Genomic DNA, 25,167 nt, shown 5'->3' with positions numbered 1-25,167 from the left:
TTCACGCCAGCAGGGCCGTTCTTGGGAAATTTAAACCCAATTCTTGACGGAAATACTGAGGGCACGAGTGAAAGTTCCGCTCGGCGTTCGCCCGCCAGCCTAGTACGATGCGCGCGCCCGTTCCTTATGAGCTGGTCTTGCGCGCTTTTCGCTCGGCGTGCGTCCTCTTCAGGATGGCTTGCGAACGCTTGGCCGATTTTTCACAACGAAGATGAAGTGCTTCGAGTTCAGCGTCGGTCAACTTCTCAATCCCGATGAATTCATTCTCGGCGTCAGAGGAGAGTATGATCTCGTCGAGCTTGGTCTGAAGGGCAGTCCCATCCCGATTTTGGGTGTTCTGGATTAAGAACACCATTAGAAATGTGATAATGGTTGTGCCGGTATTGATCACCAGCTGCCACGTTTCCGAAAACCCGAAAAATGGCCCGGATACTGCCCAGATAACCACAGCGGCGACACAGAGAATAAAGGCGATCGGACTACCGGTTGCCCGGGCCGTTGCATTAGCGAATTTTGCAAACAGGCGATCCATGAACACTCCTCCGACGATCAAGGTAAACACGTGGTCGATACGACCTGGCGAAGTCGGCCGAGGTCGCCAACAGATTCCCGCCGCAGCGCCCCTACTTCTCAGAACTCGGCGTCTCGCAACAGAGGTCAGCCACAACGGCGGCGGGACCTGGCCGGTAATAAGCACCATTCAGGACGCTCGTAGAGACGCGTTTTAAAGCTGGCACTTGAGACATGGTCAACCTGTAAAGTTGGCTTGATCAACCGACCCCTTTGCTGAGGGTGACAACCGTCCCGACCAATACACATGCGACGAGGCTGGCTCGTCACAGCCGTGGCAAAGAAACACACCCTTCGCTCTCACAACGCAAACCACGATGAAGGAAATCCGATCAACTGCCTGTTTCGGAATGCGGCGCCGCAACGGGCTTGGATTCAGGCGATCCCCGGAAACGCAGGAATATCGAAAGCACCACGATCACCGCCGTCGACAGGAATTCCGATTGCCAGTTCTGAAATGATTCGAACCAGAACTGCGTGCTGCCGAGATGCTCGATCATCGATTGCGCCGGCTGGCCGTGCATGCCGGCTTCCGCGTTTTCGGCTACAGCACTGTAGCGGAGGTGAAGAATGAAACTTGCGAGGAATAGCAAGGCGAGCGCTATGCCCAGAGAATAGGAATAGAACGTCCGCATCGTGCGTCCCGCTCGCACGGCCCAGGGAGCGTCCGACTTCTGACTTTGGATCGCCGGATCCTCGTCCTGGGACGCGGGGTGGTCGGGATCCTTCGATTCCGCAGAACCACGCTGAAACAGGACCGCCGTCAACATCACATATGCTGACATCTGCAGGAACTCGCTCTCCCAGTTTTCGAAGATTGCCGAGAGGAAATGTCCAGACAGCGCGTAGCTCGCAAGCGAGAGTGGCACGCCGCCGTGCTGGATGACTTCCTCGTTGTTAACCTGCCATCCCGTCAAGAGCATCCCGGTTACGGTCGCGATGGTCAGCACCAACAGAACGATCGTCAGCCCATTGTCTTTCAGTACCCGCATTCATTGTGCCTCCCACTACGCTTGACGTCGTGAAAACGTCATGACCGGAAGTAGGGTTCCAGGACGGCGCTCCGTGAGCATCAACAGGCTAAATCTGTTGCTCCTAGCTGCGCTGAGAATCGAACTTGCGGAACCCAGAACGCCCTTCAGGGTTTATCGCGCAGTCCCCAAAAGGAGATTGTATGATGGAAGACACTCGATACCCTACGCCGCCATATCCTGAACAGCAGCAGGAGCCGCCAGGCAAGACTGCGGAAATGGAACCTGTCCCCGATCATGGTGAGAAGTCCTACAAGGGTGACGGCAAGCTCACAGGCAAAGTCGCCCTCATCACCGGAGCCGACTCCGGGATTGGCAAGGCCGTCGCTATCGCGTTTGCCCGCGAAGGCGCCGACATCGTCGTTTCCTACCTGAACGAGGATGACGACGCCCGCGATACCGCAAAGTGGATCGAGGAAGCGGGACGCAAGGCTCTTGTCGTTCCGGGCGACATCAAGTCCGAGGAACATTGCAAGGATCTCGTACAGCGCGCCGTTAACGAACTTGGTGGCATAGACATCCTCGTCAACAACGCAGCTTTCCAGCGGACCTATGGCGACATCGCCGACATCACGGCCGAGGAATGGGACGAAACCTTCCGCACCAATATCTACGCACCATTCTTTCTGTCCAAGGCGGCCGCTCCTCACATGAAGCCCGGCAGCTCGATCATTAACACGACCTCGATCCAGTCGCGGCAGCCGTCGCCTCAGCTTCTCGCATACGCGTCCACGAAAGGCGCGATTTCGAACTTCACGGCGGGTCTCGCCGAGATGCTTGCGGAAAAAGGCATCCGCGTGAATGCGGTCGCGCCGGGGCCGATCTGGACGCCGCTCATCCCTTCGACGATGCCAGCGGAAAAGGCTGCCAAGTTCGGGGAAAATACCCTTATCGGCCGGGCCGGACAGCCAGGAGAACTGGCGGGTGCCTACGTCCTGCTCGCTTCCGATCTGGGAAGCTACATGACGGGAGCCGTCATTCCGGTAACCGGCGGCGAGATCATGAGCTGATACGCACCTGGCCGGCGGCCAACTGGGTCGGCCGTCACTGTCAACATCTTGGTAGTGTGGCATAACAGGACTATCTCCTAGGCTTGCAGTAAGGTCCGACCAAGCCAAAGGATAATAGCCTTGTGATGTCGAGCACTCCGGCCTGGATGGCTGCCTCAACCACTTGGTGCATAGGAAGCCACAATGACGTTCATCAATGACAACCCGCAGGGTGCGTTCTCCGACACTCGCCGCGACTGCTGGCTTATCCAGATTTTGCTGCCCCAACGAGATGATGCTGGGGCGCCGTTCGAGGCCAATGTCTATGAACAAGTTCGCCACCGCCTAACACAGAAGTTTGGGGGAATGACCTTCTATCGACACGCTCCAGCCGAGGGGACATGGCAGGCAAGCTCCAACACCGAACATGATGAGATCGTTCTCGCCGAAATTATGGTAGCTGATCTAGATGAAGACTGGTGGTCTGCTTACAGGAGCGAACTCGAGAAGCGGTTCCATCAGAGCGAAATTGTCGTCCGAGCGATCCCGATCCGGCGGCTATAGCTGAGTTGTTTCTGTCCGTTGACGCATGAACAGCACCAGATCCAAGGTGAACGTCCGCAGCCACATGACGAGGAAAAGCCTGTGGTCGACTTCTTCAATGACTTCTCTGAACGGCTCGTACCTACCTCGCATGGCGAGATCCGTGTGCGGCATGGCGGGTCCGGCTTTCCCATCCTCCTTCTGCACGGGCATCCGAGAACGCATACTACTTGGTTCAGGGTGGCTCCCCAACTCGCGCACCAGTTCTCCGTCGTTTGTGCAGACATGCCCGGGTTCGGGCGGAGCTATCAGCCCGTAACTCTGGCGGGTAGTTCGGGGAAGGCGAAGGCGGCTGCATTACACGAGTGTATGGCTATGCTCGGCCATGACAGGTTTGGTGTCGCTGGCCACGACCGTGGCTCATATCGCGCGTTCCGACTGGCGATGGATTTCCCCGAAAGCGTCTCCGGCCTTGTCGTCATGGACGGTGTTCCGATCTACGAGGCTCTGAACCGCGCAGACTGGCGCTTCGCCAAGAGTTGGTGGCACTGGTTCTTCTTTGCGCAAAGCGACAAGGCAGAAGCTGCGATCCAGGGCAATCCAGACCTCTGGTATCCCGCGGAAGCAGCCGTTGGTGCCGAAAATAAGCTGGATTATCTCGCTGCCACCCGAAATCCTGACGTGGTGCGGGGCATGCTTGCTGATTATCGCGCAGGGCTTGAGTTCGACTACGATGATGACAAACGCGACAAGGTTGCAGGGCGACAGCTACAATGTCCTTTAGGAGTTCTTTGGTCACTGCGGGACGACATGGAAAACCTTTACGGCGACCCTGTTAGTCCTTGGTCGGAGTGGAGCGACCAGATCATGCTGCGGCATAGTATCGAAAGTGGACATCACATGGCCGAAGAAGCCCCTAATGACGTTGCCGACCAGATCGCGGCCTTCTTCGCGAAATTATGAAATAGAGCTTGAACTTGATGGGGCCGAGCTACCGGACGCGACCCAACATTCGATCGCGTTGACGCAGATTGGTCTGCAAGCTCCGGCTTCTCCAAGGTCTTGGTGAGAATCGAAGGCGCGGCACGGCAAAGTATCCCAGCATGCGGCGCACCGTCGCGGTTGAGGACTTCCTGACGCTTCTACGCCCTAACGCGGGAGCTGCGTCGCCGGCGAAAGAGCGCGACCGCCCGAAGGTGTTGGTGGGTTTTCAGGATATGAACGGTTCATGGACACCATCGCCGACCGGGAGGATCCTGAATACGCCGAAACCATTCGGTGGTGCGGCGGCTATTTTGATCCGGAATGGTTCGACCTGTCGATCGTGGACTAGGATGTTCGCAATGCTCTGCGCTCGAATGCCAAAAGGCGGTTGTATCAACCGAAGCCCAAAGCCTTCCCGATGAAATGAGTTGGCTAAATTCAAGGTGCGCCTTGAGCGGATACGAACCTACGCCCCGCTCACTCTTCGCCACCACATCTATTATTTATCAAGAACTTACAGATCCGGGTGACGGTTGACGTCCTTGTAGAGCAGGTAGCGGAAACGGCCCGGGCCGCCGGCATAGCAAGCCTGCGGGCAGTAGGCGCGCAGCCACATGTAATCGCCGGCTTCGACCTCGACCCAGTCCTCGTTCAGCCGGTAGACGGCCTTGCCTTCCAGCACATAGAGCCCGTGCTCCATAATATGGGTTTCCATGAACGGAATGCTGGCGCCTGGCTCGAACGTCACGATATTCAGATGGAAATCATAACGAACATCGTTCGGATCGAGAAAGCGGGTCGTGCCCCAGAACTCGTTGGTATCTGGCATCCAGTCGAGCGTGCATTCGTCCTCATGGATGAAGACCGCCGGCGGTGCCTTAAGACCTTCGACGATCTTGAACACTTTGCGTACCCAGTGGAAACGAAGCGGCGCAGCACTGTCATTTTTCAGCATCCATTGACCGCCAGCCGGGATATAAGCAAAGGAGCCGGTGCGTAGCGGCCGGTCCTTGCCGTCGTAAGTAATCGTGCCTTCGCCCTCGACCACGAAGATCGCGGCCTGCGCGCGGGCATCCGGCTCCGGCTTCATGCTGCCGCCGCCTGGCGCCACTTCCACGATATATTGCGCGAAGGTCTCGGCAAAGCCGCTCAAGGGGCGCGAGATGATCCAGGCGCGCGTCTTTTCCCAATGCGGCAGGACACTGGTGACGATGTCGCTCATCACGGTCTTCGGGATTACCGCATAGGCGGTGGTGAACACGGCCTTGCTGGTAAGCGTCTGCGTCTGTGGCGGCAAGCCGCCGACCTGCGAGAAATACCGGCCATTTGTCATTCGGCAGCTGCCTTTGAACCGCCCTGACGGTTTTCCCATTCCTGTGGCGTCAACGTCTTTATGTCGAACTGATCGCGGGTGCGGGTATAGGTATGTCCGCCCATACGACCGACGGCATCCATGAGTTGCTGGTCGATATGCAGGTTCGACGCGTTGACGGCATCACTGCGAACGAACACGCCGACGACTTCACCAAGAATGATCTCGCGTGCCGGACCGACCTGAAGCGTTGTGTGGCGACGGCATTCCAGGGCGGCAGGCGCGGCCAGAATGCGCGGGCTTTTCACCATCTGGCCCGGTACGGTTGCAAGGCCTGCTTCTTCCATCTCGTCCACTTCAGGGCCGAACTTGATGGCGCAGACTTCCATCTGGTCGACCAGCGCATTGTCGCAGATGTGGACGGTGAACTCGCCGGTCTCGCGGATATTGCGGGCGGTGTCCTTGAAGCGCATGTCGGAATAATTCTCGACGCCGATCGCGACGACTGCCGGATCATGGGTCAGCACATTGAAGAAACTGAAGGGTCCGGCGTTCGGTTGCCCGTCCTTGCTGACGGTCGTCTCCAGCGCGATCGGCCGTGGGATGACTGTGCCGATCAAGATCTTGTAGCGTTCGCGCTCGGTGAGCTTGGCGAAATCGAAATGGGTATGGTCGATCATTTCAGGCCTCAACAGCGATACGGTGGGTTTCAAGCGGGGTGTGGCGCGACAGGTTCTCGAACCCGTCTCTGGTGACGACATACATGTCGCCGACATTACAGCCGGCCGACAGCGGTTCCAGCCACTGCGTGTGCAGCACGAACACCATGCCCTCCTCCATACGGTCATAGTTGTGGGAAGAGATGTTGAAGCTGTTTTGCCCGCCGGCCATGCCGACGGAATGACCGAGATTGGGGTTATGCGGCCCATGGGTCGCCGGATAGACATGCATCAAGGTGCGGCCCTGGGCTTCCCAGTCGATGTTCTTCACATACTGACGCGGGATCAGGCGAGCGCTGCCATCGTCCATCGGAGCCCAGTTATAGGGCATGGTGCGCGCCTCAGGGGAAGACAGCATGCCGCGCTCGATCATCGGCTCGAAAGCGGCATTGTTGACGTCTCGCATCAACGCACCCGGCCGGATCAGCTTTTCGGCGCGCTTGACGCCCTCGGTGCAGGCGGCCAGCACCTCTTCCTGCCGCTTGGTGATCTCGCCGACGGCAATCATGCGGGCGGTTTGTGCGGTATAGCCGCGATAGGTGATGTTGGACACATAGAGATTGATCAGGTTTCCCGGTCGCACGACATGGCCGTATGGCTTGCCGCAATGGGTGCCGAATTCGTTGATACCGATCTGGTAACCGTCACCTGTCTCGCCGCCGAAGGAGAGTTGCGCCTGGGTGAAGGCAGCATAGATCTCGTAGTCAGTGACGCCCGGTTTTGCCACATGATAGGCTGCCTGCGTGGCGATGCTGACCAGTTGAGCGGCAGCGCGGAACATGTCGATCTCGCGCGGCGAGCGCACCTTCTGCATCCGGTCGAGAATGGCGTTGTCGGCAACGAATTTCACCTTCGGCATCAACTCATCTAGCCCCGCCCAGAAGGTCAGTGAGGTCCGGTCGCCGATTCGCCCGATCTGCGCCTTGGAAAGCCCCATTCCGGCCAGCAGTTCGGCGCATTTTTCCGCCGTCTTGATGACGCTGTCGCCCGGACGATCCGCATATTCACGACCGATCGGGCCGATCTGCCAGATATCCTCGACCAGCACCGGCTCGCCGCCCGGTGGCAGAAGCACGGACTGGGTGAAGAAGGACAGAAGCGTCAGCGGCTTGTCGGCGTCCGTCGGGATGATCAACACGCCCTCGCGCATCCAGTCGCAGATATAACGCAGATAATGGTTGGACGTGTGGAACCAGCCCACCCCACCGGTATGGACGATCAGCGCATCATGTCCGGCCTCGACCGCCTGACGGCGGATACGGCGCAGCCGATCCTCAAATTCCTTGACCGGGAGTGGCAGCGGGGCGGCAAAATCGAAATCCGGCTGGAAATCGGCAAGCAGCGATCCGACGCGGTAGGCTCCTGCCTTGGTGGCATTCATGTTCATTGGGGGTATTCCTTCCAGGATTATTTTTGCATCAGGCTTGTCGTGAGGGCGCCAGCACCCGCCTTGCCACCAGCATCACCACCAGGGTCAGGCCGATCAGCAGCCCCGACATGGCGGCGACGCGCACATCAAGCGATTCCTCGATCAGCGCGAACATCCTGAGCGGCAGGACTGTCGTCTGCGCATCGGCGAGGAAGAGCGAGACGGAAACGTTGTCGAGCGACTGGATGAAGACGAGGAATGCGCCGGCGAGAATGCCGGGGGTCAGCAAGGGCAGGATCACGCGCCTGAGCGTCGTTACCCAGGTCGCCCCCATCACCGTCGAGGCTTCAGCCAGCGAGGGATTGATGCCTTGCGCAACGACAGAGGCGGCGCGATACATCAGCGGCCCGAACACCACGACATGGCCAACGACGGTGAGCCAGAGCGACGGCTGAAAGCCGACGAAATTGGCGACGATCAGAGCTGCGAGACCATAAACGAGGCTCGGCAGCACCAGCGGGGCGAGAAGCAGCGGTTCGATCGTGTTGACTGAACGGCGCCGCATCCGTGCCATGCCGATCGTGGCGGGCACGGCAACGAGCAACGAGCCGAGGACCGCAAGGCCCGCGATCTTCAGCGAATTGCCGGCCGCGATATGTTCCGTCCCGGAGCGGAGCGGGTCGAGCAGCGCCTCGTACCAGCGTAGCGAGAACCCTTCCGGTGGATATTTCAGCGTCTGCCCTGAAGTAAACGACATGGTGATCGCGATGACGATCGGGGCGACCAGATAGATGAGGCTCAAGCCGCCGAAACCGAAGACGAATACCTTGTAGAGAAAAGCGGGGAGCGGGTTTTCGGATTGGTTACGCATGGCCGACGAGCCTCCGGTGACGAGAAATCATGGTCATGGCGACAAGCAGGATGCCGGTCGACAACAGGAGCACCACGGCGATCGCCGAGGCCATCGGCCAGTCGAACAGCGTACCAACCTCGCGGTAGATCAGTTGCGGTACATAGACATTGCGAGCACCGCCGATGACGGCCTGGGTGACGAAGGACGCGCTGGTGCTGGCGAAGACAAGGACCCATCCCGCCAAAAGGCCGGGCAGCATCATCGGCAACAGAACCGTGACGAGAATGCGCCAGGGGCCGGCACCCGAAACCTGCGCGGCCTCGGTATAGGTGACCGGGATGCGCGACAAGATGGCGACCAGCGGCAGGATGATCAGCGGCAGGTCGATCTGACACATGGCCATTACGAGGCCAAGTTCGGTGGACATCAGCGAGAACGGACGCTCGGCAAGTCCAAGCGCCACGAATGTCTCGCTGATCGGTCCCTGCCGCCCGAGGATGACGATCCAGGCAAAGGTGCGCACCACATTGCTCGTCAGCATCGGGATCAGCGTCAGGAAAATGATGATCTGGCGGGCGGTCCTGCCGCTGTGCCAATAGAAAAGCGCAATCGGAATACCGAGCAAAGTCGTGCTGGCGATGGTCTGGAGACCGAGCTTGGCGGTATTGACCAGAACACGGTAATTGAACGCATCGCCGAAAAAGCGCGCGTAATTGTGGAGAGACAGGCCGTCGGGCCCTAGGAAGCTGAACCCGACGAGAACGGCGAGCGGCGTCGCAAAGAACGCCACCGACAGCAGAAGCATCGGGATAACGTATGGGAAGCCGCTCGCTTTCATGGCTCTACCTCAACCGGCGACGAGGGCGTCGAACTGGCGGATCCATTCCGCACGGTTCTTGTTGATCGCGGCCCAGTCCGGATAGACGAGCGAGGCCAGCTGTTCGCGCTTTACATAGGCTTCGATGCCTGGCGTCAGTTCTACGTCCTTGTTGGTCGGGAACATTTCGCGTGGCGGCATCTTCAACTGGTCCTGCGCAGCCTTGGAGATCGCGGCATCCATATAGGCATAGGCTGCATCGACATTCTTGGCACCCTTGGTCAGATGGATATTGACGGGCGCTGCCGGCGAGCCGGTTTCAGGCTGAACGAACTCCGCCTTGAGCCCAAGAGCCTTGAGCTTGGCGACATTGCCCGTCGAGCACATGAAGACGGCGATCTCGCCCTGCTGGAACAGTGTCATCTGGTGGTTGGTGCTGGCAACGACACCCTTGATGTGTTCCGGATGGTCTTTGAACAGCTTGAAGACGGCATCCATGTCGGTCGGGCCGGAGCCAAAAATCTTGGCGATCTCGGTATAGGCCATCACGCCGGTATTGGAGGCAAAGCCGGTCCACGAAACGAGGCCTTTGTAGGCCGGGTTTTCGAAGAGATCGCGATAACCTTTGGGTGCCGGAACGAGATCGGGGTTGTAGGCAATGCCGTTGACTTCGACCGTCACGGTCGGGCCGTACTCGCCCTGGAATGCCGGATCGAGCATGCCCCAGTTCTTCAGCTTCGACGGGTCGATCTTCTGGATAAGGTCGTTCTCGACGGCGACAGCCATCTGGCCGGGCGACATCAGCAGCGTGTCGTAAGGCGGGTTGCCGGGGCTTGCCATGACCTTGGCAAGCTGATCCTGCGCCATGGCCGGGGCAACTGTCAGATCGAAACCGGCCGCCTTGACGAGCGGCGTCAGCACGCTGCGATAACCGTCTTCCCAATTAGCCGGAAAGGTCGCGGCAACAGCAGTGCCACCGGCCGCGCGGGCAGCAAAAGGAACGGTCGCGGCTGCAGCCGCACCGGCGGCAAGCAGTCCGAAATGACGTCGTGTGATGTTGAAGTCTTGCATCTGTTCACCTCTGTTGTTGTTATTCACGGAATGCTTCCGGTTCGCTCGGAAAGGCGTGACACCTCATGGTGTCGATCTCGGCAAAGAGCTGTGCTCCCGGCTCGGGAATGAAGGTCGAAGGTCCGCGGACCTCCGAGGCACGAAGGTTGGTCCCGTCTTCGAGAAGGAGATCATGGACAAGGGTGGGTCCAAGCGGCACTGACACGGTCAGCCTCGCCGGCAGCGCCGATGCGCTCGGCGTCGCAGACAGGCGAACGTCCTCCGGACGGAAGGTAATCGTGACCGTGGAGCCCGTGGTAAAATTCAGGCGGCGCGGCAGAACGAGAGCCTTGCCATTGGTAAGCGCGATCGTGGTTGCCTCAGCCTCCAGGCGGTCCACTTTCCCATGCAGCACATTGGCCTGTCCGATGAACGTATTGACGAACAACGTTTTCGGCCGGTCATATACGGCCATCGGCGTGTCGATCTGTTCGACATTGCCTTTGTTCATCAGCACGAGACGGCCGGCGAGGCTCTGCGCCTCTTCCTGGTCATGGGTAACGATCAGCGTGGTAATGCCGAGCGTCTTCTGCAGATGAAGCAGTTCGACCTGCAGGTCGAAACGCAGCGCCCGGTCCAAGGCACCGAAGGGCTCGTCGAGAAGCAGAAGCGAAGGGCGGCCTGCGATCGCGCGGGCCACCGCCACGCGCTGCTGCTGGCCGCCGGAAAGCTCGCGCGGCAGCCGGTTGCCAAAACCCTTCAACTGCACAAGCGAGAGCATTTCTTCCACCCGCTCACGACGCTCGGTGCGCGCCACCTTTTGGCAGGCGAGCGGATAGGCGATGTTCTCGGCCACCGTCAGGTGTGGGAACAGCGCGTAGTTCTGGAACACCATGCCGATACCACGCGCACGGGCCGAGACATTGGCAAGATCCTGGCCGCCAAGCTGGATCAACCCGCTTTTCGGCTGGATTAGGCCCGCAATGGCGCGCAGCACCGTCGACTTGCCGCACCCGCTCGGCCCCAGAAGCGCAACGATCTCGCCCGCCTTTATATCGAAAGAAATGTCGCTGATCGCATTCTGCCCGCCATAACTATGGGTCAGGCCACGAACGCTTAGCTCTCTGCCTTCTGCTGCATTCGAAGCCTGCGGCATGAATATCCCCTCGGGTTGCGCCTGACCTGACGAGAGCATCGCGCTCGCCGGCATCAGGCGGAGATGTGATCGATCGGCAAATTTGAGTTCGCTCTGGGTCATGGCAAAGGATTTGCAAGCAACGTGCCAACTCTACAATGAGCGCGGTCGAACATGGATCAACCAATTGATTAACATATTAAATTTTTGGTTTATCTAGTTTCGTATATCCATAATTACGGATCGGCGGCATAACGTAACAATCTATAAATTGTGCATCATTAGCGGCCGAACGATGATTTGATGTGCACCGATTTCGGCTTGTCAGCGTAGAAATCGGGCCGTTTCACCGCTTTGCGCCACTTGCGCGGATGTGCCATCGATCTCGGGTATGCAAAGGATGAAGAGTAAAATCAGTAAATTAGCTAGCGCCAACCGAGTCCGGTCGGCGCTGCGGTAGCTTAAAGGTCATTTTTTCATCAAAGTATGTTCGCACGGATATGCGAAAATTGGTTCGAATTCACTGGAATATTTTAGATGAGAAAATATCACATGAAAAACAACAGCATACAGATGCTAGATCCAAGGTGGCATGGTGATTGCATCGAACTATCCTGAAAATTCACGACGTAGAAATGTGAAAAGGGGTTCCGCATGCATAGCTTCAAGAAAACTCTCACAGCCGGTCTTGCAGGCATCGCGTTCGCGCTCATCGCATCGACTGCACAGGCCGCGGAAGGCGCGCCCGTCAAGATGGTGCCGGATGCGGACGTGGCCAAGCTTCCGGGCATCGCCTTTAATCAGAAACTGGCCGACAGCCTGCCTGCCGCCATCAAGGGCAAGAAGGTCATCAAGGTTGCGACGGACCTGACGCCGCCGATCAGTTTTCAGGATGAAGCCGGCAAGCTCGTCGGCATCGATGCGGACCTTGCCGCGGCGCTGGGCGTCATTCTCGGCGTCGATATGCAGATGACCAATGTCGGCGCGGGCGCGGCAATCGTTCCGGCCGTGTTGTCCAAGCGTTTCGACATGACGCTCTCCGGCATCAATGACGACGTGGAGCTGGAAAAGCAGGTCGATGTGATTGACTACATGTATGATGCGACGACCATCATGACGACCAAGGGCAATCCCCTCGGAATCAAGAGCATGGAAGACCTCTGCGGCAAGAAGGTTGCCGTGCCGGTCGGCACTTTTCAGAACAGGCTGGTCGTCGCCGCATCGGCAAAATGCACGACGGCGCCGATCGAGATCATGTCCATCCCGAAAATGCCGGACGTCCTGCAGGCGGTGCGCACGGGCCGCGCCGATGCAACCGTCAACGGCTACGCAACCAGCGTCTACACGACCGAAAAGCAAACCGGCAAGGGTGTCGGCCTGCAGGCGCTACCGGATGTACGACTTGCCGTCGGTTATCTCGGCATGTTGGTCTCCAAAGACAATCCGGAACTGCGCGATACGGTGGTCGCCTCACTCCAACATATGGTCGATAGCGGCGCCTATCAGGCGATCATGGAAAAATGGAGCCTCGGCCCGCTCGCCGTGAAGACCGTCAAGTTCAACGACGCTGCCTCGATGCCGGTGGACTGAGCAATGTCTTTCGCCCAACAGTCTCTCAGCATGCCAATGGCTCCTCCGATCGGCAAGACAGTCCGGTTCGGGCAGCTCGTGACTGGTGCCGTCGCGATCATCGCGCTGGCTCTCATGCTTCTGGTCATTGGGCGGAATCAAAGCGTTCAATGGAGTGAAATCCCGCGCTACATGATCGACCCCGTCATTCTCGACGGCGTCGTCCTCACGCTCGAACTAACGGCCGGCGCCATGGTCGCCGGCATCGTTATCGGTTGCCTCGTCGCCATCATGGCGACCAGCCAGAACGTTGTTCTGAAGGCGATCGCCGTCGCCTTCGTCTGGTGGTTTCGCGGCGTACCGCTGATCGTCCAGATCTTCTTCTGGTTCAACATCGCGCTCTTCATTCCTGAGATCGGCTTCGGTTCTTGGTCCGTCTCGGTCAACGACATTGTGACACCCGCCCTTGCAGGCTTTCTGGCGCTCGGCCTGCACGAGGCGGCTAATATGAGCGAGATCATCCGTAGCGGTCTGACAGCCGTGGATCGGGGACAGCGCGAAGCCGCATCCTCTTTGGGCCTCAGACCCCTCCAGACCCTGCGGACTGTCGTCCTCCCGCAGGCAATCCGTCTCATCGTCCCGCCGACCGGCAACCAGGCGATCGGCATGCTGAAGGCGAGTGCCATCGTGTCGGTTATCGGCATGCAGGATCTGCTGACACAGGCACAGGCTATCTATGCCCGCAACTTCCTGGTCATTGAACTCCTCTGCGTCGCATCACTCTGGTACCTCGGCATCACCACAATCGCCTCGGTGGGCCAGCATTATCTGGAACGGAAACTGGCACCGAAAGGCCGCTCCAACAGCAATGAGAAGTGACCATCCGCAGGCCTAAGCGCCGGCGGCAGCTTCAAGAAAATCTAACAAGCAGGGATCGCCATCGCAGCGCATCCCGTCAGGAAACACTAAGGAGACCATCATGAGACTGGGTATCGATAGCCAAAAACTTCCCGAGTTCCTGAAGCGCGGGCCGCTGGCAAGCCTCGACCATGTCAAGGAGCTTGGTCTTGGTGGCCTGTTCTTCCCGACCGTTCTCGACATGAGCCCGACGCTCGACAAGGGTGCGCTTCGCGACATCCGGGCGAAAGCCGACGAGCTTGGGCTTTACCTCGAAAGCGGTGTCGGCAAGATCAATCCCTATTGCAGCGCCGAGGCTCCGGAATTCCGGGCGATCGGCGACGGCGACATCATTCTGGGCTTCACCCGGATGATCGAGGCGAGCGCCGCGATCGGATGCCTCGAACTGTGGATCTCACCGGGCAATTTCAAATCGGAATACCGTGGCAGGTTGGCCAATGACCGCTTTCGCACCGATGTCACCTGGGACGAGCAGTTGCTGGCCATCGAAAAGATCTTGTTGAAGCTTGCTCCCGTCGCGCGCGCCAATGGCGTCCACCTCAACATGGAAACCCATGATGAAATCACCTCTTTTGAAATCCTCCGGCTGATCGAGAAAGTTGGCGATGACTGTATCGGCGTCGTGTTCGACACGGCCAACGGCCTGCAGCGTGGGGAACATCCGGTGTTTGCGGCAAAGCGCGTCGCGCCTTACGTCCGCCAGACGCATATCAAAGACGCCTATGTCGGCCGAGCATTCGGAGGTCTCGATTTCCAGACCCGACCGGTCGGCAAGGGTATCGTGGATTTTCCCACGATCCTTCCCATCCTTGCCAAGGCAAATCCGGATCTAAACCTTTCGCTGGAAGTCGCAGCCTCTGTCGAAGACAAGCCGCGCAAGGCGAACCCGCGCCAATGCATCCAGATCGATGACCCGATCTGGCGCGCCGCGCATCCGGACCTGAACGCCGAAGAACTGGAGGTCTACATGGCTACGGTGGACACCTTCGAAGCGCGCGTGAAATCCGGCGAGATCCCGGATTGGGAAGCGTATGAGGCGAGCCAGTACGGCTATCCGACCTACGAGCGCCAATCCTACGGCTATGGTGAGACAGTGACCTTCATCAAGAACTCGGCTCGTTACATCGAGAGGCTATGCGCGGAGAAGGGCATCGCGCTTTCCCCGTCGACTGCCAAGCGCCACGCTGCATAAACCGGCACTCACCCAGTCTGTGGCGGTACTAGCCGCCATAGACATCTGATAACCTCTTGACCGGGTGGATTTCTGGCAGACGGCGATATACGCAACAATATTTCTATGAACATAATTAGATCGAGCGGCTTGGGCCGCCATGCATCTGGAGTACCACATGAAAAGGACGCGCCGTCAAACGACGAAGGCAGCGCCGAAGGCCAACGCCTCGGCTGATGCGGCTGAAAGCGCCAATGACGACGTCTCCGAGCGGATTCGCACAACGCTCGCCAATGCCATAGGCGAAGGCGCTCTGAAGCCGGGGACGAAAATCCTCGAAGATGCGATCGCCGACCACTTTGGCGTAAGCCGCACCGTCGTTCGCGGCGCCCTCGGCGTCTTGGAGAGTGATCATCTGCTGGAGCGCAAGCGAAACCGCGGCACCTTCGTCGCCGAACCAGGCATCGAAGAAGCAAAGGCCCTGTTTGAGTCACGGCGCAAGATCGAACACGCGATCCTCGAGCTCGCCATGGCCCGTGCCACCACTGAACAACTGGACGCGCTCGAAAAACTGACCGACGAGGAAGAGCATATCCACCATCACGGCGATGAGAAGTCGAAGACGGTGCTCTCCGGCAAGTTCCACATCGTTCTGGCCGAACTCGGCGGCAACGCGGTTATGACCGAAATGCTCTCGAAGATCGTCGCTCGCCTGTCTCTGGTCATGGCCCTTTATGAGGAAGAAAAACAGGACGATTGCGGCGCTGACCACCACCGCCAGATCGTTACGGCGCTGAAGGCCCAAGATCTGGCAAAAGCACAGCAGTTAATGGACCACCACCTCGCCGATATAGAAGGTCGGGTGCGCTTGACCGAGGGCCAGGGTGATCGTCATACCTTCTTGGCTGTGCTGGAGAACTTTTCCTGACCATTCAGGTCTTGACAGGATCTGAACTCACGACAACCGACAAAATGAAGATATTATCCAGCGAAATCAACTTATTGGAGCAACCATTAAACCATCGGACGAATGACTGCGCAATTGGCCAGTTTCCTTCGAAAAGATCCAGCAATCGCTATCCGCCTATCAAGCATTTGGATGGGGTAATCGGTGGCGACAAGCGGATGCAGACAGTAATAACATTTGTCGCGATTGATGAATCGCGGTCAATATCCGACCTGCACACCTTTCCAGAAAGCCACCCGGTCTTTGATCTCATTGGCGGCCGGTTTGGGTTCGACATAGAACCAGGCTGCGTCCGCGTTTTTCTGGCCGTCGACCTCCAGCGTATAGTAGCTGGCTTGCCCTTTCCACGGACAGCTCGACTTGGTCTCGCTCGACCTCAAATATTCATTTTTGACAGAGCCAATCGGAAAATAGTGGTTGCCCTCAACGATGACCGTATCGTCGCTCTCAGCAATTATCGCCCCGTTCCATGTCGCTTTCATAACCGAAATCTCCTCTGTGTGGGTCCAAATATAGGAACGTACCAAAATCGTAGCCGCCTCCGACAGTCAAGGTGCCAGAGTTTGTATTGATCTGAACTGCGATCAGCAGAAAACGATTGGTGTTCGATCTAGACGCACGGACCTTCGTCCGTATCAGCCTAAATGATGTAAAAATGGGGAACTGCTTCGTCTTCCAATGCGAGACATCGGCAAAGGCACAGCGCTCGATGTGTCGGCCAGGTGGTCATCGATTGCATCAGATGCAACGCGCGGACTAAATTTGGGGCGGAGTTTCATGCCGCCATGACCAAGGCGCTGCCAACGGGCCGGTACGCGACTTCGAGGTTTCCAATTTCTGTCAATTTCTGATTGACAAATACAAAGAATTTTAAAGTACACTTGATATTCACTTTGAACTCGTGCGATAATGTCTATTATGAATGAACATTTGCCGTCAAAGCTAAAGCATCTCATACAATCGGTTCCGCCGGGCTTCCTCGTCGATTCGGCTTGGACAGCACGCCATGCGATCTCACGGCAATCCGTATCGGCTTATATCAAGCAGGGTTGGCTTGAGCGGATCGCGACAGGCGTCTACCGACGACCATTTTCGGCAAGAGAGACGGTGCAAGCCCTCACGGGCTGGAAAATTCCCTTGTTATCCGCGCAGTGGATCATGGGACATGTTTTCCACGTAGGAGGTTGGACCGCACTTGGGTTGCGCGGACATTCCCACTACCTGCAGCTCGGCGGCGATACACGCGTCTACCTCTACGGCTCCGATATACCTGATTGGCTGATGAAGTTGCCAACCGATGCCAGGTTTGTCCGGCGAGGTCATGGACTGTTCACCGACGAGAACAACGGCGTCGAGGACAGCGAATTCAGCCTCTCCGATAATCCAGATGAGGAACTGGCCATGAGCCCGTGGCGCTGGCCTATCAAAATGTCGTCTGCGGAACGGGCGATACTGGAGGTTCTCGATGAACTTCCGAAGAACGAAAGCTTTCACAACATCGACATGGTATTTGAAGGAATGGTCAATCTGCGCCCGAAAATGTTGACGACGCTGTTGACCCGGTGCCGCAGTGTAAAGGTGAAACGCCTTTTCTTCGTCTATGCCGACAAGCACGCGCATGCGTGGCTCAAGCATATCGACAAATCGCAAATCGATATGGGACGCGGCGACCGGTCACTTGTCCCCGGCGGCCGGCTTCACCCGATTTATCGCGTAACGGTCCCTGCAGACCTGTTGCCAAAGGAGATTATCGATGGCGCGTGATCGCTATATGCGGCAGGTCGAGCTGCTCGTTCGGACGTTGCCCTATATCGCGCGGCAGGATGTCTTCGCCCTCAAGGGGGGAACGGCCATCAACCTGTTCTACAGGGATATGCCTCGTTTGTCGGTCGATATCGACCTCACCTACCTTCCCATCCAGGATCGGGAAACGACGCTCAGCGGTATCGACGCCGCGCTTGACCGCATTCGCGAGGACCTGCTGAAAAATCTGCGCGGCGTCGACGTCCAGCGTATCGCCGGTGGCGGCAACAATGACACGCGGGTGCTCGTGAGGCAGGGCACCACCGAAATCAAGATCGAGACCTCGCCGGTCGCGCGTGGAACGGTGCATCCTCCGGAACTGCGGACGGTCACGGATGGCGTGGCCGAGGCGTTCGGCTTTGCCGAAATGCAGGTCGTGTCATTCGAGGATCTATTTGGTGGCAAGCTTCATGCCGCCGTGGACCGCCAGCACCCGCGCGATCTCTTCGACGTGAAGCTGCTCTACGATAACGAAGGGCTCACCGATGCGTTGTTTCGGACCTTCCTCATCTACGTCGCAAGCTCGGGCCGCCCGCCGCATGAGTTGATCAGGCCGTCATTGTCCGAAATCGATGACGCCTTCGTGAAAGAATTCGAAGGCATGACCATCGAACCCGTCAGCCTGATCGAACTGAAAAACGCACGGGCACAGCTGACAGATGACCTTCGAACCCGCCTCGATGATAAAGCGATGCGGTTCCTGCTTACTCTCCATGATACGGAGCCGGATTTCGACGCAATCGGGTTGCCACAGGCAGCGGCACTACCGGCAGTACGATGGAAATTGATCAACCTTGCCAAGCTAAAACAGCAAAACCCCGATAAACACGCCATCCAACGTGCGGAGATTGAAAATATGTTTGCGTAAGCTTCCGCAGGCACGTGCGGCCGGCAGTCATTTGCCGAACGTTGAGGTACAACGGTTAGGCGCTTCCTTGAAGCGTAGGAGCGGAACGGAACGCTTGAAGCGCGGGGATTGCATCGCCTTTCGCAAAGGCTTCCAATCCCACAGGTCCGCGATAACCCAACGATTTCCGAAGGACGATGGAGAAGCCTGGACATGATGAACTCCAACTGTTTTATCAGACGAGACCAACCCTGACGGCGGCGGCTTTCAACGCATCGAGGCCGAGCGACTGGTACTGGAAGGAATTGCGAACGGCTGGATCCTGCTCGGCTTCGATGACGATCCAGCCGTCGTAGCCGGCATCTTTCAGGATTTTTAGCAGCGGTTCGAACTCCACCCCGCCCTCCTCGTCTCGCGGTACGGTGAACACGCCGGCCCGAACTCCGTCCATGAAGCTCATCGCATCGTCGCGCACCCGCTGCATCACGACAGGGCGAACGCTCTTTGCATGGAAATGGCCCACACGATCAATATGGCGGGTGAGCACCGGGGCCGGACACGGCCGTTCTTTAATACTGTTATTCGAAGTGCTCCCCGATCATCTCTTCGCTCTTAATCCAAAGGGCCTTGGCCCGCTCGGCATCGAGCGCATAGGCGCAGACATCTTCGCTGATGCGGCTTGCCGGGTTCTCCGTTACGGTCGCGACACGGCAATTGTGGCAATAGAGACCACCGACCTCGTCAGCAGCGGCAACAAAGCCAGCCCATAACGAGGTGGCGGCTCCCTGCGGGATCGACTTCAATTCGAAAGGCGACTTACCTTGGGCTGCGAGTTCCTTGTTGACCTTGTCGATCATCGCCTCAAACGCTCCGTCTCCCAAGTGGCGGGTGAGCTCCGTGCGGATACCGCCTGGATGTACCGCCGTTGCGCGAACCCCGCGCGCCTTGTGCCGTCGGTCGAATTCGACAGCGAACAGAATATTGGCAGTCTTGGAGCGCCCGTAAGCAATCCAGGGATCGTAAGCCGTGTGTTCAAAATTTGGATCTTCAAGATCGACATCGGCGTAGCGGTGGCCGGACGATGCCAGGTTCACCAACCGCCCGCCGGGTGCAATCAGGGACGCGATGCGATTGACGAAGGTGAAATGGCCGAGATGGTTGGTGCCAAACTGCGTCTCGAACCCATCGGCCGTATGACCGAAGGGAGCCGCCATGACACCGGCATTGGCAATGACGACATCGAAGGTACGACCATCCTTGAGCAGAGCGTCCGCGCAGGCGCGCACGCTTGCCAGCGATGCCAGATCGAACTGGATCAGTTCGAGGCTACCGCCATTGGCAGCCTCGGCAAGGACAGTCGCCGTTGCGCTTTCGGCCTTGGCCAGATCGCGGGCAGCGCCTACGACATTTGCTCCGTGGGCTACCAGCGCCCGCGCAGTTTCGACGCCAAGCCCAGCGGATACACCGGTGACGAGCACGCGTCTGCCGCTAAGGTCGATGCCGGAAAGCACGTCTTCGGTGGTGGATTTGGCTCCGAAACCATTTGTCATCGAATAATCTCCTTGTGTTTTGCACATTTAGGCAGTGGTGTTGGACAGACGACTGATCGAGTTACGGATGAGTTGGCGCGCTCGGCGCGGTCGCGGATGGGTATCAGAAACCTCAAAATGCGGGGGCGTACAGCCAGCCGACACGTCGTGGCTTGTTGTTTAACATGCGGGATCACCGATGTTTTCAGTGCGCTCCCGACTGCCAGCATCGTGCTGGCGTTACGCGAACTGTGGCAACTCGTCGTGTATCTCGTACCACTCGGCTTTCGAGGCGACAAAATAATGTGCTGTCGGCGACGTCGGCAGCGGCGTATCGAGCGTCCCCAGCCGTAAGCGGACGACATCTGGCATCTCGTCGCGGCGACTTATGATCGCCGACCCGCAATTGGAACAGAAGAAGCGATGAACGCCTGGCGAAGAATCGAACGCCTTCAGCGCAGCTTCGCCCTCAATGATCACGAAGTCACTGGCTACAACAGACGCATTGGTCGCAAACGCGGTTGCGCTTGCTTTGCGACAACGTGAACAGTGGCAATAGATTGCTTTACCAAGCTCTCCACGAACTTCGTATTTTACCGTGCTGCAGAGGCAACTGCCTTTATACATAGTAGCTCCTATGGCCGAGGTAGCGCTTTGCGCATATTTGGCAGGACGGAAGTTGATTGCGTTGCTGTTGTTTTCCACGCAGAACTGAGCCGGTTAGGCAGATAATTTCCACTGAGAATTGAGCCATGTGACCTTCCCCCGAACGCGGTCAGCGACGGGGGCAACGGAGTGATCCACATGGGACTTTTAAACATCATCCGGCGAATGAAGCTGCGCGAGAAGCAGTCGATCCGCGAGATCAGTCGGCATACTGGTTTGTGGATGGCATGGGAAAGCGTGGCACGCAGCCATTGTCCAATTTTCAGGATGTCCGGCATGACTGTCTCAGTCTCTTTCCGATTTCGACGCCACAGCCATCTCGTTCTCTAGCAACAACCTAGCGGCATCGCGATTGGCTTCGACAATTCCCTCGCTCGGAATGGATTGAGCTATGACGAAAGATCCCTGAACCAGCGATAGGACCTGGATAACGGCTCGCTCAGGTTTCTTCAAACCCAGCGGCTCAATGAGCCGCGTAACTAATTCATGTAATTCTTTGTAATAGTCGGCAATGGTCGCCTGTACTTCCGGTGTGTTTGCCTCGGGTCCAAATTCTGCCAGCCCTCTCGAAAACGAACAACCACGGAATGTAGGCGCACGGAGAGGTTCATCAATTGCATCGAAGATTGTAAGCACGCGCTCTATGGCTGACAGGCCAGGCTTTTCCGCCGCCGCTGCAAACATCTCAAAACCAATGGTTTTTTTATCACGGAGATACGTCGCGATCAGGGAGGCCTTTGACGGGAAGTGCTTGTAAAAAGTCATCTTCGCCACGTCACTCTCTGCAATGATGCGATCTATCCCGACAGAGTGAACGCTGAGCCGATAAAACAGATCTGAGGCAGTCTTTAATATCCGCTCTCTTGGGGGAAGGCCCTCGAGCGACTGGCGCTCCAACTCCACGATTTCAGGCATGCTGCCCTTTTGCATTTGGCATCTCCTATTCATCATCTCAAGGTGGACAGACTATTCTGTATTTTTCCCTATTGCAAGTACATACAGGTCTGTATATTGAAGGGACGTCATATTCAAAAAAGAGAGTTTTGCGATGAGCGGGAAAGTTGTGGTTGTGACGGGTGCGAGCAGCGGCTTCGGGAACCTTACGGTGCTCGAGTTGGCAAGACGGGGGCATACGGTGGTTGCGACCATGCGAGACGTCGAGGGGCGAAACGCTCGGGTGCGCAAGGATCTCATTGACGCTGCGGCAACTGAAGGACATGTACTGCACGTTCTGGAGATGGATGTTGCCGACGACGTTTCCGTCAATTCAACGATCGATAAGGTCGTGAGAGAGCACGGAAAGATCGATGTCCTCGTCAACAATGCCGGATTGATGCCTGTCGGGATCACCGAAGCCTACACGGTTGCTGACATCGAACGGCTGTTTGCGGTCAATTTCTTTGGCGCCGTACGCGCGGACCGGGCCGTTCTTCCTCATATGCGGGCTGCTGGCAGCGGGCTCCTTGTCCACGTCACATCCCTGATGGGCCGGGTGGTGTTCCCCTTTTTTGGAACCTACTCAGCAAGCAAGTTCGCGCTGGAGGCACTTGCCGAGGCATATCGTTACGAGCTGAAGGGCTTTGGTATTGACTCCGTCATTGTCGAGCCCGGGCCATTCCCGAGCAACCTCATCTCTTCGAGCCCTGAGCCATCGGACCATGCTGTTATTGCATCCTACGGTGAGATCGCGGCAATCCCAGGCCAAATCAAGGCGCACGCTAACGACGGAGACGATGCCAACCCACCCCGTCCTCAGCGCGTTGCCGTTTCCATCGCAGAGTTGATCGAAGCGACTGAACGACGCCCGTTGCGAACCGTCGTTATGCCTGAAGGCCTGGACTTTGGTATCCATCAACTGAATGAGGCGGTCCGCCCCATTCAGAACAGTATGCTCACCTCGTTCGGCATGTCGGACATGCTCTGACCACGGTGGCCTGCGGCTCTCGCCGCCCTTCGGAACACCCTTCAAAAATTTCGCAAATCCCGCGAATGAACAGGAACAAGGAAAAATCATGAAAATCGGAATTATCGGAGCAGGAATGGTCGGCGCAAATCTCGCACGGATCTTGGCAAAGGCCGGCCATGACGTGAAGCTGGCCAACTCGAAGGGACCGGAAACCCTCAAAGGCATCGTTGACGGCACGGCAATTGCTGCTGTCACGCGTGACGAAGCGGTCAAGGATGTGGAGGTAATTATCCTTTCCGTACCATTTGATCGAAATCCGGAACTCGCACCTGTGCTTGCCGCTGTTCCCGCAGGCGTCATCGTCGTCGATACGTCCAACTACTATCCAATGCGGGACGGCATGATTAAAGAGGTACAAGAAGGAAAACTGGAAACCGTCTGGGCCAGCGAGCAGATCGGAAAGCCTCTCGTGAAAGCCTGGAACGCGCTCCTGTCTTTCACTCTCGCCGACTGCGGCGCGAAACGTGGCGCGGCTTCCAGATTGGCCATACCGATCGCTGGAGATGATGCCGCTGCTAAAGCTGTGGTATCGGGTCTCGTTAATGACACTGGCTTCGATGTCGTGGATGCCGGCCCGCTATCGGATTCCTGGCGTTTCCAGCCGGGAAGCCCCGCCTATTGCACGGAACTCGATGCAGCCGGTCTGACGAAAGCACTTTCGTCTGTCGACAAGACCCGCCTTCCTCACAACCTTGAACTCATCACGCAAGGGATTGTCGATGGAAGCGTTGCATTCGAACGCGAAGCCATGGTCGCCAGCATTCGCAAAATCACAAGCTGAACGTAAGCCATAGAACCGAGCGTTCTATAACGGCAAACAACATATAAGACCGCAGAGGCGCAGAGTGTTTCCGCCTCTGCTTAGGCGCCATACGAGAGGTAGGTCGCAAACATGGGGTCGCATGTTAACGGTCGTTTCATGACACCCATTTCGTCGCTGACTACATCCCATTCCCGGCAGGGAGCTGTCGATCAACTTGATGAGGCGGCAATACAATTGTGGGTCGCCTCATGATGTCGCAAATGGACGTGGTGCTCAGCCAATCCTCGCGTATGCCGCATGTCATCGGTAATTGTTTGCGGCGCCGATTGTTAATGCGGGAGTCGCGTGCCACTCCCCCAGAGACTTCATTACTCGGCGAGTTCGCGCATGACCTTGATCAGGTCGGATTTGCCTTCGAAGCCGATGCCCGGCAGTTCCGGCATTGTGATGTGGCCGTCGATAACCTTGACGCCGTCCGGGAAGCCGCCATAGGGCTGGAAGAGATCCGGATAGCTCTCGTTACCGCCCAGCCCAAGGCCGGCGGCAATATTGAGCGACATCTGGTGGCCGCCGTGGGGGATACAACGCGACGGTGACCAACCGAACTGGCGCAGCACGTCCAGCGTGCGCAGGTACTCGACGAGACCGTAGGACAGGGCGCAGTCAAACTGCAGGAAGTCGCGGTCAGAACGCATGCCGCCGTAGCGCAGCAGGTTACGGGCATCCTGATGGGAGAAGAGGTTCTCTCCGGTCGCCATCGGGGCATCGTAGAATTCCGAGATCGCCGCCTGCAGAGCATAGTCGAGGGGATCGCCGATTTCCTCGTACCAGAACAGAGGGTAATCGCGTAGCATCTTGGCGTAGGCGATCCCGTTCTCCAGATCGAAGCGACCGTTGGCGTCGACGGCCAGACGTGCCTCGGAACCGATCTCTTCCAGCACGGACTCGATACGGCCCCGGTCTTCGTCAATCGAGGCTCCCCCGATCTTCATCTTGACGACATTGTAGCCTCGGTCGAGATAGCTTCGCATCTCCTTGCGCAGCGCGCTATTGTCCTTGCCGGGATAATAGTAGCCGCCTGCCGCGTAAACGAAGACCTTCGAGTTCGCTTCACGGCCCTTCATATCGGCCAACATGCGGAACAGAGGTTTGCCTTCGACCTTCGCGACCGCATCCCAGATCGCCATATCGAGCGTTCCGACGGCGACCGAGCGCTCTCCATGACCGCCGGGCTTTTCATTCATCATCATAGTCGACCAGATCTTGTGCGGATCGAGGTTGGTGCCCTCATCGTTGATCAGGCTGTTCGGGTCTGCCTGCAGGATGCGGTCCTTGAACCGCTCGCGGATCAAGCCGCCCTGGCCATAACGGCCGTTCGAGTTGAAACCATAGCCAACGACCCGACGGCCGTCCTTCACAACATCGGTGACAACGGCGACGAGGCTCGCCGTCATCTTCGAGAAGTCGATATAGGCGTTGCGGATGGGCGAAGCGATTGGTTTGGTGACTTCGCAGACGTCGATGATACGCATTTTAACCTCTGTTTTAGTTTAAAATAGATAGCGAATGGTGGCGCTCCGCCGCAACTTCGTAGCG

Annotated in this window: 26 protein-coding genes and 1 pseudogene; 12 read left to right on the top strand and 15 right to left on the bottom strand. The window is 57.6% G+C overall.

Annotated elements, in window-relative coordinates; all coding sequences use genetic code 11:
* Positions 1–124: 124 nt before the first annotated feature.
* Together J5276_RS25920 and J5276_RS25915 are read right to left on the bottom strand one after the other, a co-directional pair.
* A complete protein-coding gene (locus J5276_RS25920) occupies positions 125–532 on the bottom strand; it encodes a low affinity iron permease family protein (RefSeq protein WP_013637201.1) in 408 nt (135 codons plus the stop codon).
* Between the two features lie 370 nt (positions 533–902).
* Positions 903–1,562 (bottom strand): DUF6766 family protein, encoded by a 660-nt coding sequence (locus tag J5276_RS25915; RefSeq protein WP_173998450.1) that lies wholly within the window; start codon positions 1,560–1,562, stop codon positions 903–905.
* Positions 1,563–1,744: 182 nt separating this feature from the next.
* Here J5276_RS25915 and J5276_RS25910 point away from each other — a divergent pair, with 182 nt between their 5' ends.
* From J5276_RS25910 to J5276_RS25895, 4 genes and pseudogenes are all read left to right on the top strand, one after another.
* Positions 1,745–2,611 (top strand): SDR family oxidoreductase, encoded by an 867-nt coding sequence (locus J5276_RS25910; protein WP_013637199.1) that lies wholly within the window; start codon positions 1,745–1,747, stop codon positions 2,609–2,611.
* A gap of 183 nt (positions 2,612–2,794) precedes the next feature.
* Positions 2,795–3,154 carry a hypothetical protein gene (locus tag J5276_RS25905; RefSeq protein WP_013637198.1) on the top strand — a complete coding sequence of 120 codons (360 nt, stop codon included), beginning with the start codon at positions 2,795–2,797 and terminating at the stop codon, positions 3,152–3,154.
* An 81-nt stretch (positions 3,155–3,235) separates the two neighbouring features.
* Positions 3,236–4,096: an alpha/beta fold hydrolase gene (locus tag J5276_RS25900; protein ID WP_013637197.1), complete on the top strand. Its 861-nt coding sequence runs from the start codon at positions 3,236–3,238 to the stop codon at positions 4,094–4,096.
* Between the two features lie 143 nt (positions 4,097–4,239).
* Positions 4,240–4,544: pseudogene (locus J5276_RS25895) on the top strand (plasmid pRiA4b ORF-3 family protein); the annotation flags it as partial.
* 87 nt (positions 4,545–4,631) lie between these two features.
* Here the strand turns inward: J5276_RS25895 and J5276_RS25890 are convergent.
* Genes J5276_RS25890 through J5276_RS25860 form a run of 7 tightly spaced genes read right to left on the bottom strand, consistent with a single transcriptional unit; the run spans position 4,632 to position 11,495 of the window.
* A complete protein-coding gene (locus J5276_RS25890; RefSeq protein ID WP_173998446.1) occupies positions 4,632–5,450 on the bottom strand; it encodes a bifunctional allantoicase/(S)-ureidoglycine aminohydrolase in 819 nt (272 codons plus the stop codon).
* Positions 5,447–6,109 (bottom strand): flavin reductase family protein, encoded by a 663-nt coding sequence (locus J5276_RS25885; protein WP_209159900.1) that lies wholly within the window; start codon positions 6,107–6,109, stop codon positions 5,447–5,449. The genes J5276_RS25890 and J5276_RS25885 overlap by 4 nt, the downstream gene beginning before the upstream one ends.
* Position 6,110: 1 nt before the next feature.
* Positions 6,111–7,535 carry a Xaa-Pro peptidase family protein gene (locus tag J5276_RS25880; protein ID WP_209159899.1) on the bottom strand — a complete coding sequence of 475 codons (1,425 nt, stop codon included), beginning with the start codon at positions 7,533–7,535 and terminating at the stop codon, positions 6,111–6,113.
* Between the two features lie 31 nt (positions 7,536–7,566).
* On the bottom strand, positions 7,567–8,388 hold the full coding sequence (locus tag J5276_RS25875; protein WP_173998440.1) for an ABC transporter permease: 822 nt from the start codon (positions 8,386–8,388) through the stop codon (positions 7,567–7,569).
* Complete coding sequence (locus tag J5276_RS25870; protein WP_209159898.1) at positions 8,381–9,208, bottom strand: ABC transporter permease; 828 nt, start codon at positions 9,206–9,208, stop codon at positions 8,381–8,383. Before J5276_RS25870 ends, J5276_RS25875 begins: the two co-directional genes overlap by 8 nt.
* A gap of 9 nt (positions 9,209–9,217) precedes the next feature.
* A complete protein-coding gene (locus J5276_RS25865) occupies positions 9,218–10,258 on the bottom strand; it encodes an extracellular solute-binding protein (protein ID WP_209159897.1) in 1,041 nt (346 codons plus the stop codon).
* 19 nt (positions 10,259–10,277) lie between these two features.
* Positions 10,278–11,495 carry an ABC transporter ATP-binding protein gene (locus tag J5276_RS25860; RefSeq protein ID WP_209159896.1) on the bottom strand — a complete coding sequence of 406 codons (1,218 nt, stop codon included), beginning with the start codon at positions 11,493–11,495 and terminating at the stop codon, positions 10,278–10,280.
* Positions 11,496–12,026: 531 nt separating this feature from the next.
* Between J5276_RS25860 and J5276_RS25855 the strand changes: the two genes are divergently transcribed.
* The 4 genes from J5276_RS25855 to J5276_RS25840 all read left to right on the top strand — a co-directional run bounded on the left by J5276_RS25855 (position 12,027) and on the right by J5276_RS25840 (position 15,958).
* Complete coding sequence (locus tag J5276_RS25855; RefSeq protein WP_173998436.1) at positions 12,027–12,962, top strand: ABC transporter substrate-binding protein; 936 nt, start codon at positions 12,027–12,029, stop codon at positions 12,960–12,962.
* A 3-nt stretch (positions 12,963–12,965) separates the two neighbouring features.
* Positions 12,966–13,820 carry an amino acid ABC transporter permease gene (locus J5276_RS25850; protein ID WP_173998435.1) on the top strand — a complete coding sequence of 285 codons (855 nt, stop codon included), beginning with the start codon at positions 12,966–12,968 and terminating at the stop codon, positions 13,818–13,820.
* Positions 13,821–13,920: 100 nt separating this feature from the next.
* The gene (locus J5276_RS25845) at positions 13,921–15,051 is read left to right on the top strand and encodes a sugar phosphate isomerase/epimerase family protein (RefSeq protein ID WP_173998434.1); all 1,131 of its coding nucleotides are present in this window, start codon (positions 13,921–13,923) and stop codon (positions 15,049–15,051) included.
* 157 nt (positions 15,052–15,208) lie between these two features.
* Positions 15,209–15,958, top strand: coding sequence for a GntR family transcriptional regulator (locus J5276_RS25840; RefSeq protein ID WP_173998535.1), 750 nt, complete (start codon positions 15,209–15,211; stop codon positions 15,956–15,958).
* Positions 15,959–16,197: 239 nt separating this feature from the next.
* On the opposite strand, the gene J5276_RS25835 is transcribed toward J5276_RS25840, so the two are convergent.
* Entirely contained in the window at positions 16,198–16,479 is a 282-nt protein-coding gene (locus J5276_RS25835) for a DUF427 domain-containing protein (protein ID WP_209159895.1), read from the bottom strand.
* A 436-nt stretch (positions 16,480–16,915) separates the two neighbouring features.
* Here J5276_RS25835 and J5276_RS25830 point away from each other — a divergent pair, with 436 nt between their 5' ends.
* Both J5276_RS25830 and J5276_RS25825 read left to right on the top strand, forming a co-directional pair.
* Positions 16,916–17,761 (top strand): type IV toxin-antitoxin system AbiEi family antitoxin domain-containing protein, encoded by an 846-nt coding sequence (locus J5276_RS25830; RefSeq protein ID WP_209159894.1) that lies wholly within the window; start codon positions 16,916–16,918, stop codon positions 17,759–17,761.
* Positions 17,751–18,668 carry a nucleotidyl transferase AbiEii/AbiGii toxin family protein gene (locus tag J5276_RS25825; RefSeq protein ID WP_173998431.1) on the top strand — a complete coding sequence of 306 codons (918 nt, stop codon included), beginning with the start codon at positions 17,751–17,753 and terminating at the stop codon, positions 18,666–18,668. The genes J5276_RS25830 and J5276_RS25825 overlap by 11 nt, the downstream gene beginning before the upstream one ends.
* A gap of 214 nt (positions 18,669–18,882) precedes the next feature.
* On the opposite strand, the gene J5276_RS25820 is transcribed toward J5276_RS25825, so the two are convergent.
* From J5276_RS25820 to J5276_RS25805, 4 genes are all read right to left on the bottom strand, one after another.
* Positions 18,883–19,170 carry a hypothetical protein gene (locus tag J5276_RS25820; protein WP_370647644.1) on the bottom strand — a complete coding sequence of 96 codons (288 nt, stop codon included), beginning with the start codon at positions 19,168–19,170 and terminating at the stop codon, positions 18,883–18,885.
* Positions 19,171–19,225: 55 nt separating this feature from the next.
* On the bottom strand, positions 19,226–20,197 hold the full coding sequence (locus tag J5276_RS25815; RefSeq protein ID WP_209159892.1) for an SDR family NAD(P)-dependent oxidoreductase: 972 nt from the start codon (positions 20,195–20,197) through the stop codon (positions 19,226–19,228).
* Positions 20,198–20,416: 219 nt separating this feature from the next.
* Entirely contained in the window at positions 20,417–20,803 is a 387-nt protein-coding gene (locus J5276_RS25810) for a GFA family protein (protein WP_110802728.1), read from the bottom strand.
* A gap of 324 nt (positions 20,804–21,127) precedes the next feature.
* Entirely contained in the window at positions 21,128–21,772 is a 645-nt protein-coding gene (locus tag J5276_RS25805; RefSeq protein WP_110802706.1) for a TetR/AcrR family transcriptional regulator, read from the bottom strand.
* 118 nt (positions 21,773–21,890) lie between these two features.
* Between J5276_RS25805 and J5276_RS25800 the strand changes: the two genes are divergently transcribed.
* Positions 21,891–22,766, top strand: a complete 876-nt coding sequence (locus tag J5276_RS25800) for an SDR family oxidoreductase (protein WP_209159891.1) — start codon at positions 21,891–21,893, stop codon at positions 22,764–22,766.
* 88 nt (positions 22,767–22,854) lie between these two features.
* Entirely contained in the window at positions 22,855–23,589 is a 735-nt protein-coding gene (locus J5276_RS25795; protein ID WP_209159890.1) for an NADPH-dependent F420 reductase, read from the top strand.
* 350 nt (positions 23,590–23,939) lie between these two features.
* On the opposite strand, the gene J5276_RS25790 is transcribed toward J5276_RS25795, so the two are convergent.
* Positions 23,940–25,103, bottom strand: a complete 1,164-nt coding sequence (locus tag J5276_RS25790; RefSeq protein WP_173998427.1) for a mandelate racemase/muconate lactonizing enzyme family protein — start codon at positions 25,101–25,103, stop codon at positions 23,940–23,942.
* Positions 25,104–25,167 lie beyond the last annotated feature (64 nt).

It is taken from the genome of Agrobacterium sp. S7/73 (assembly GCF_019355535.1).
In the GTDB taxonomy this organism is placed as follows: Bacteria; Pseudomonadota; Alphaproteobacteria; order Rhizobiales; family Rhizobiaceae; genus Agrobacterium; species Agrobacterium tumefaciens.
This window is presented reverse-complemented; position numbering and strand designations above follow the sequence as displayed.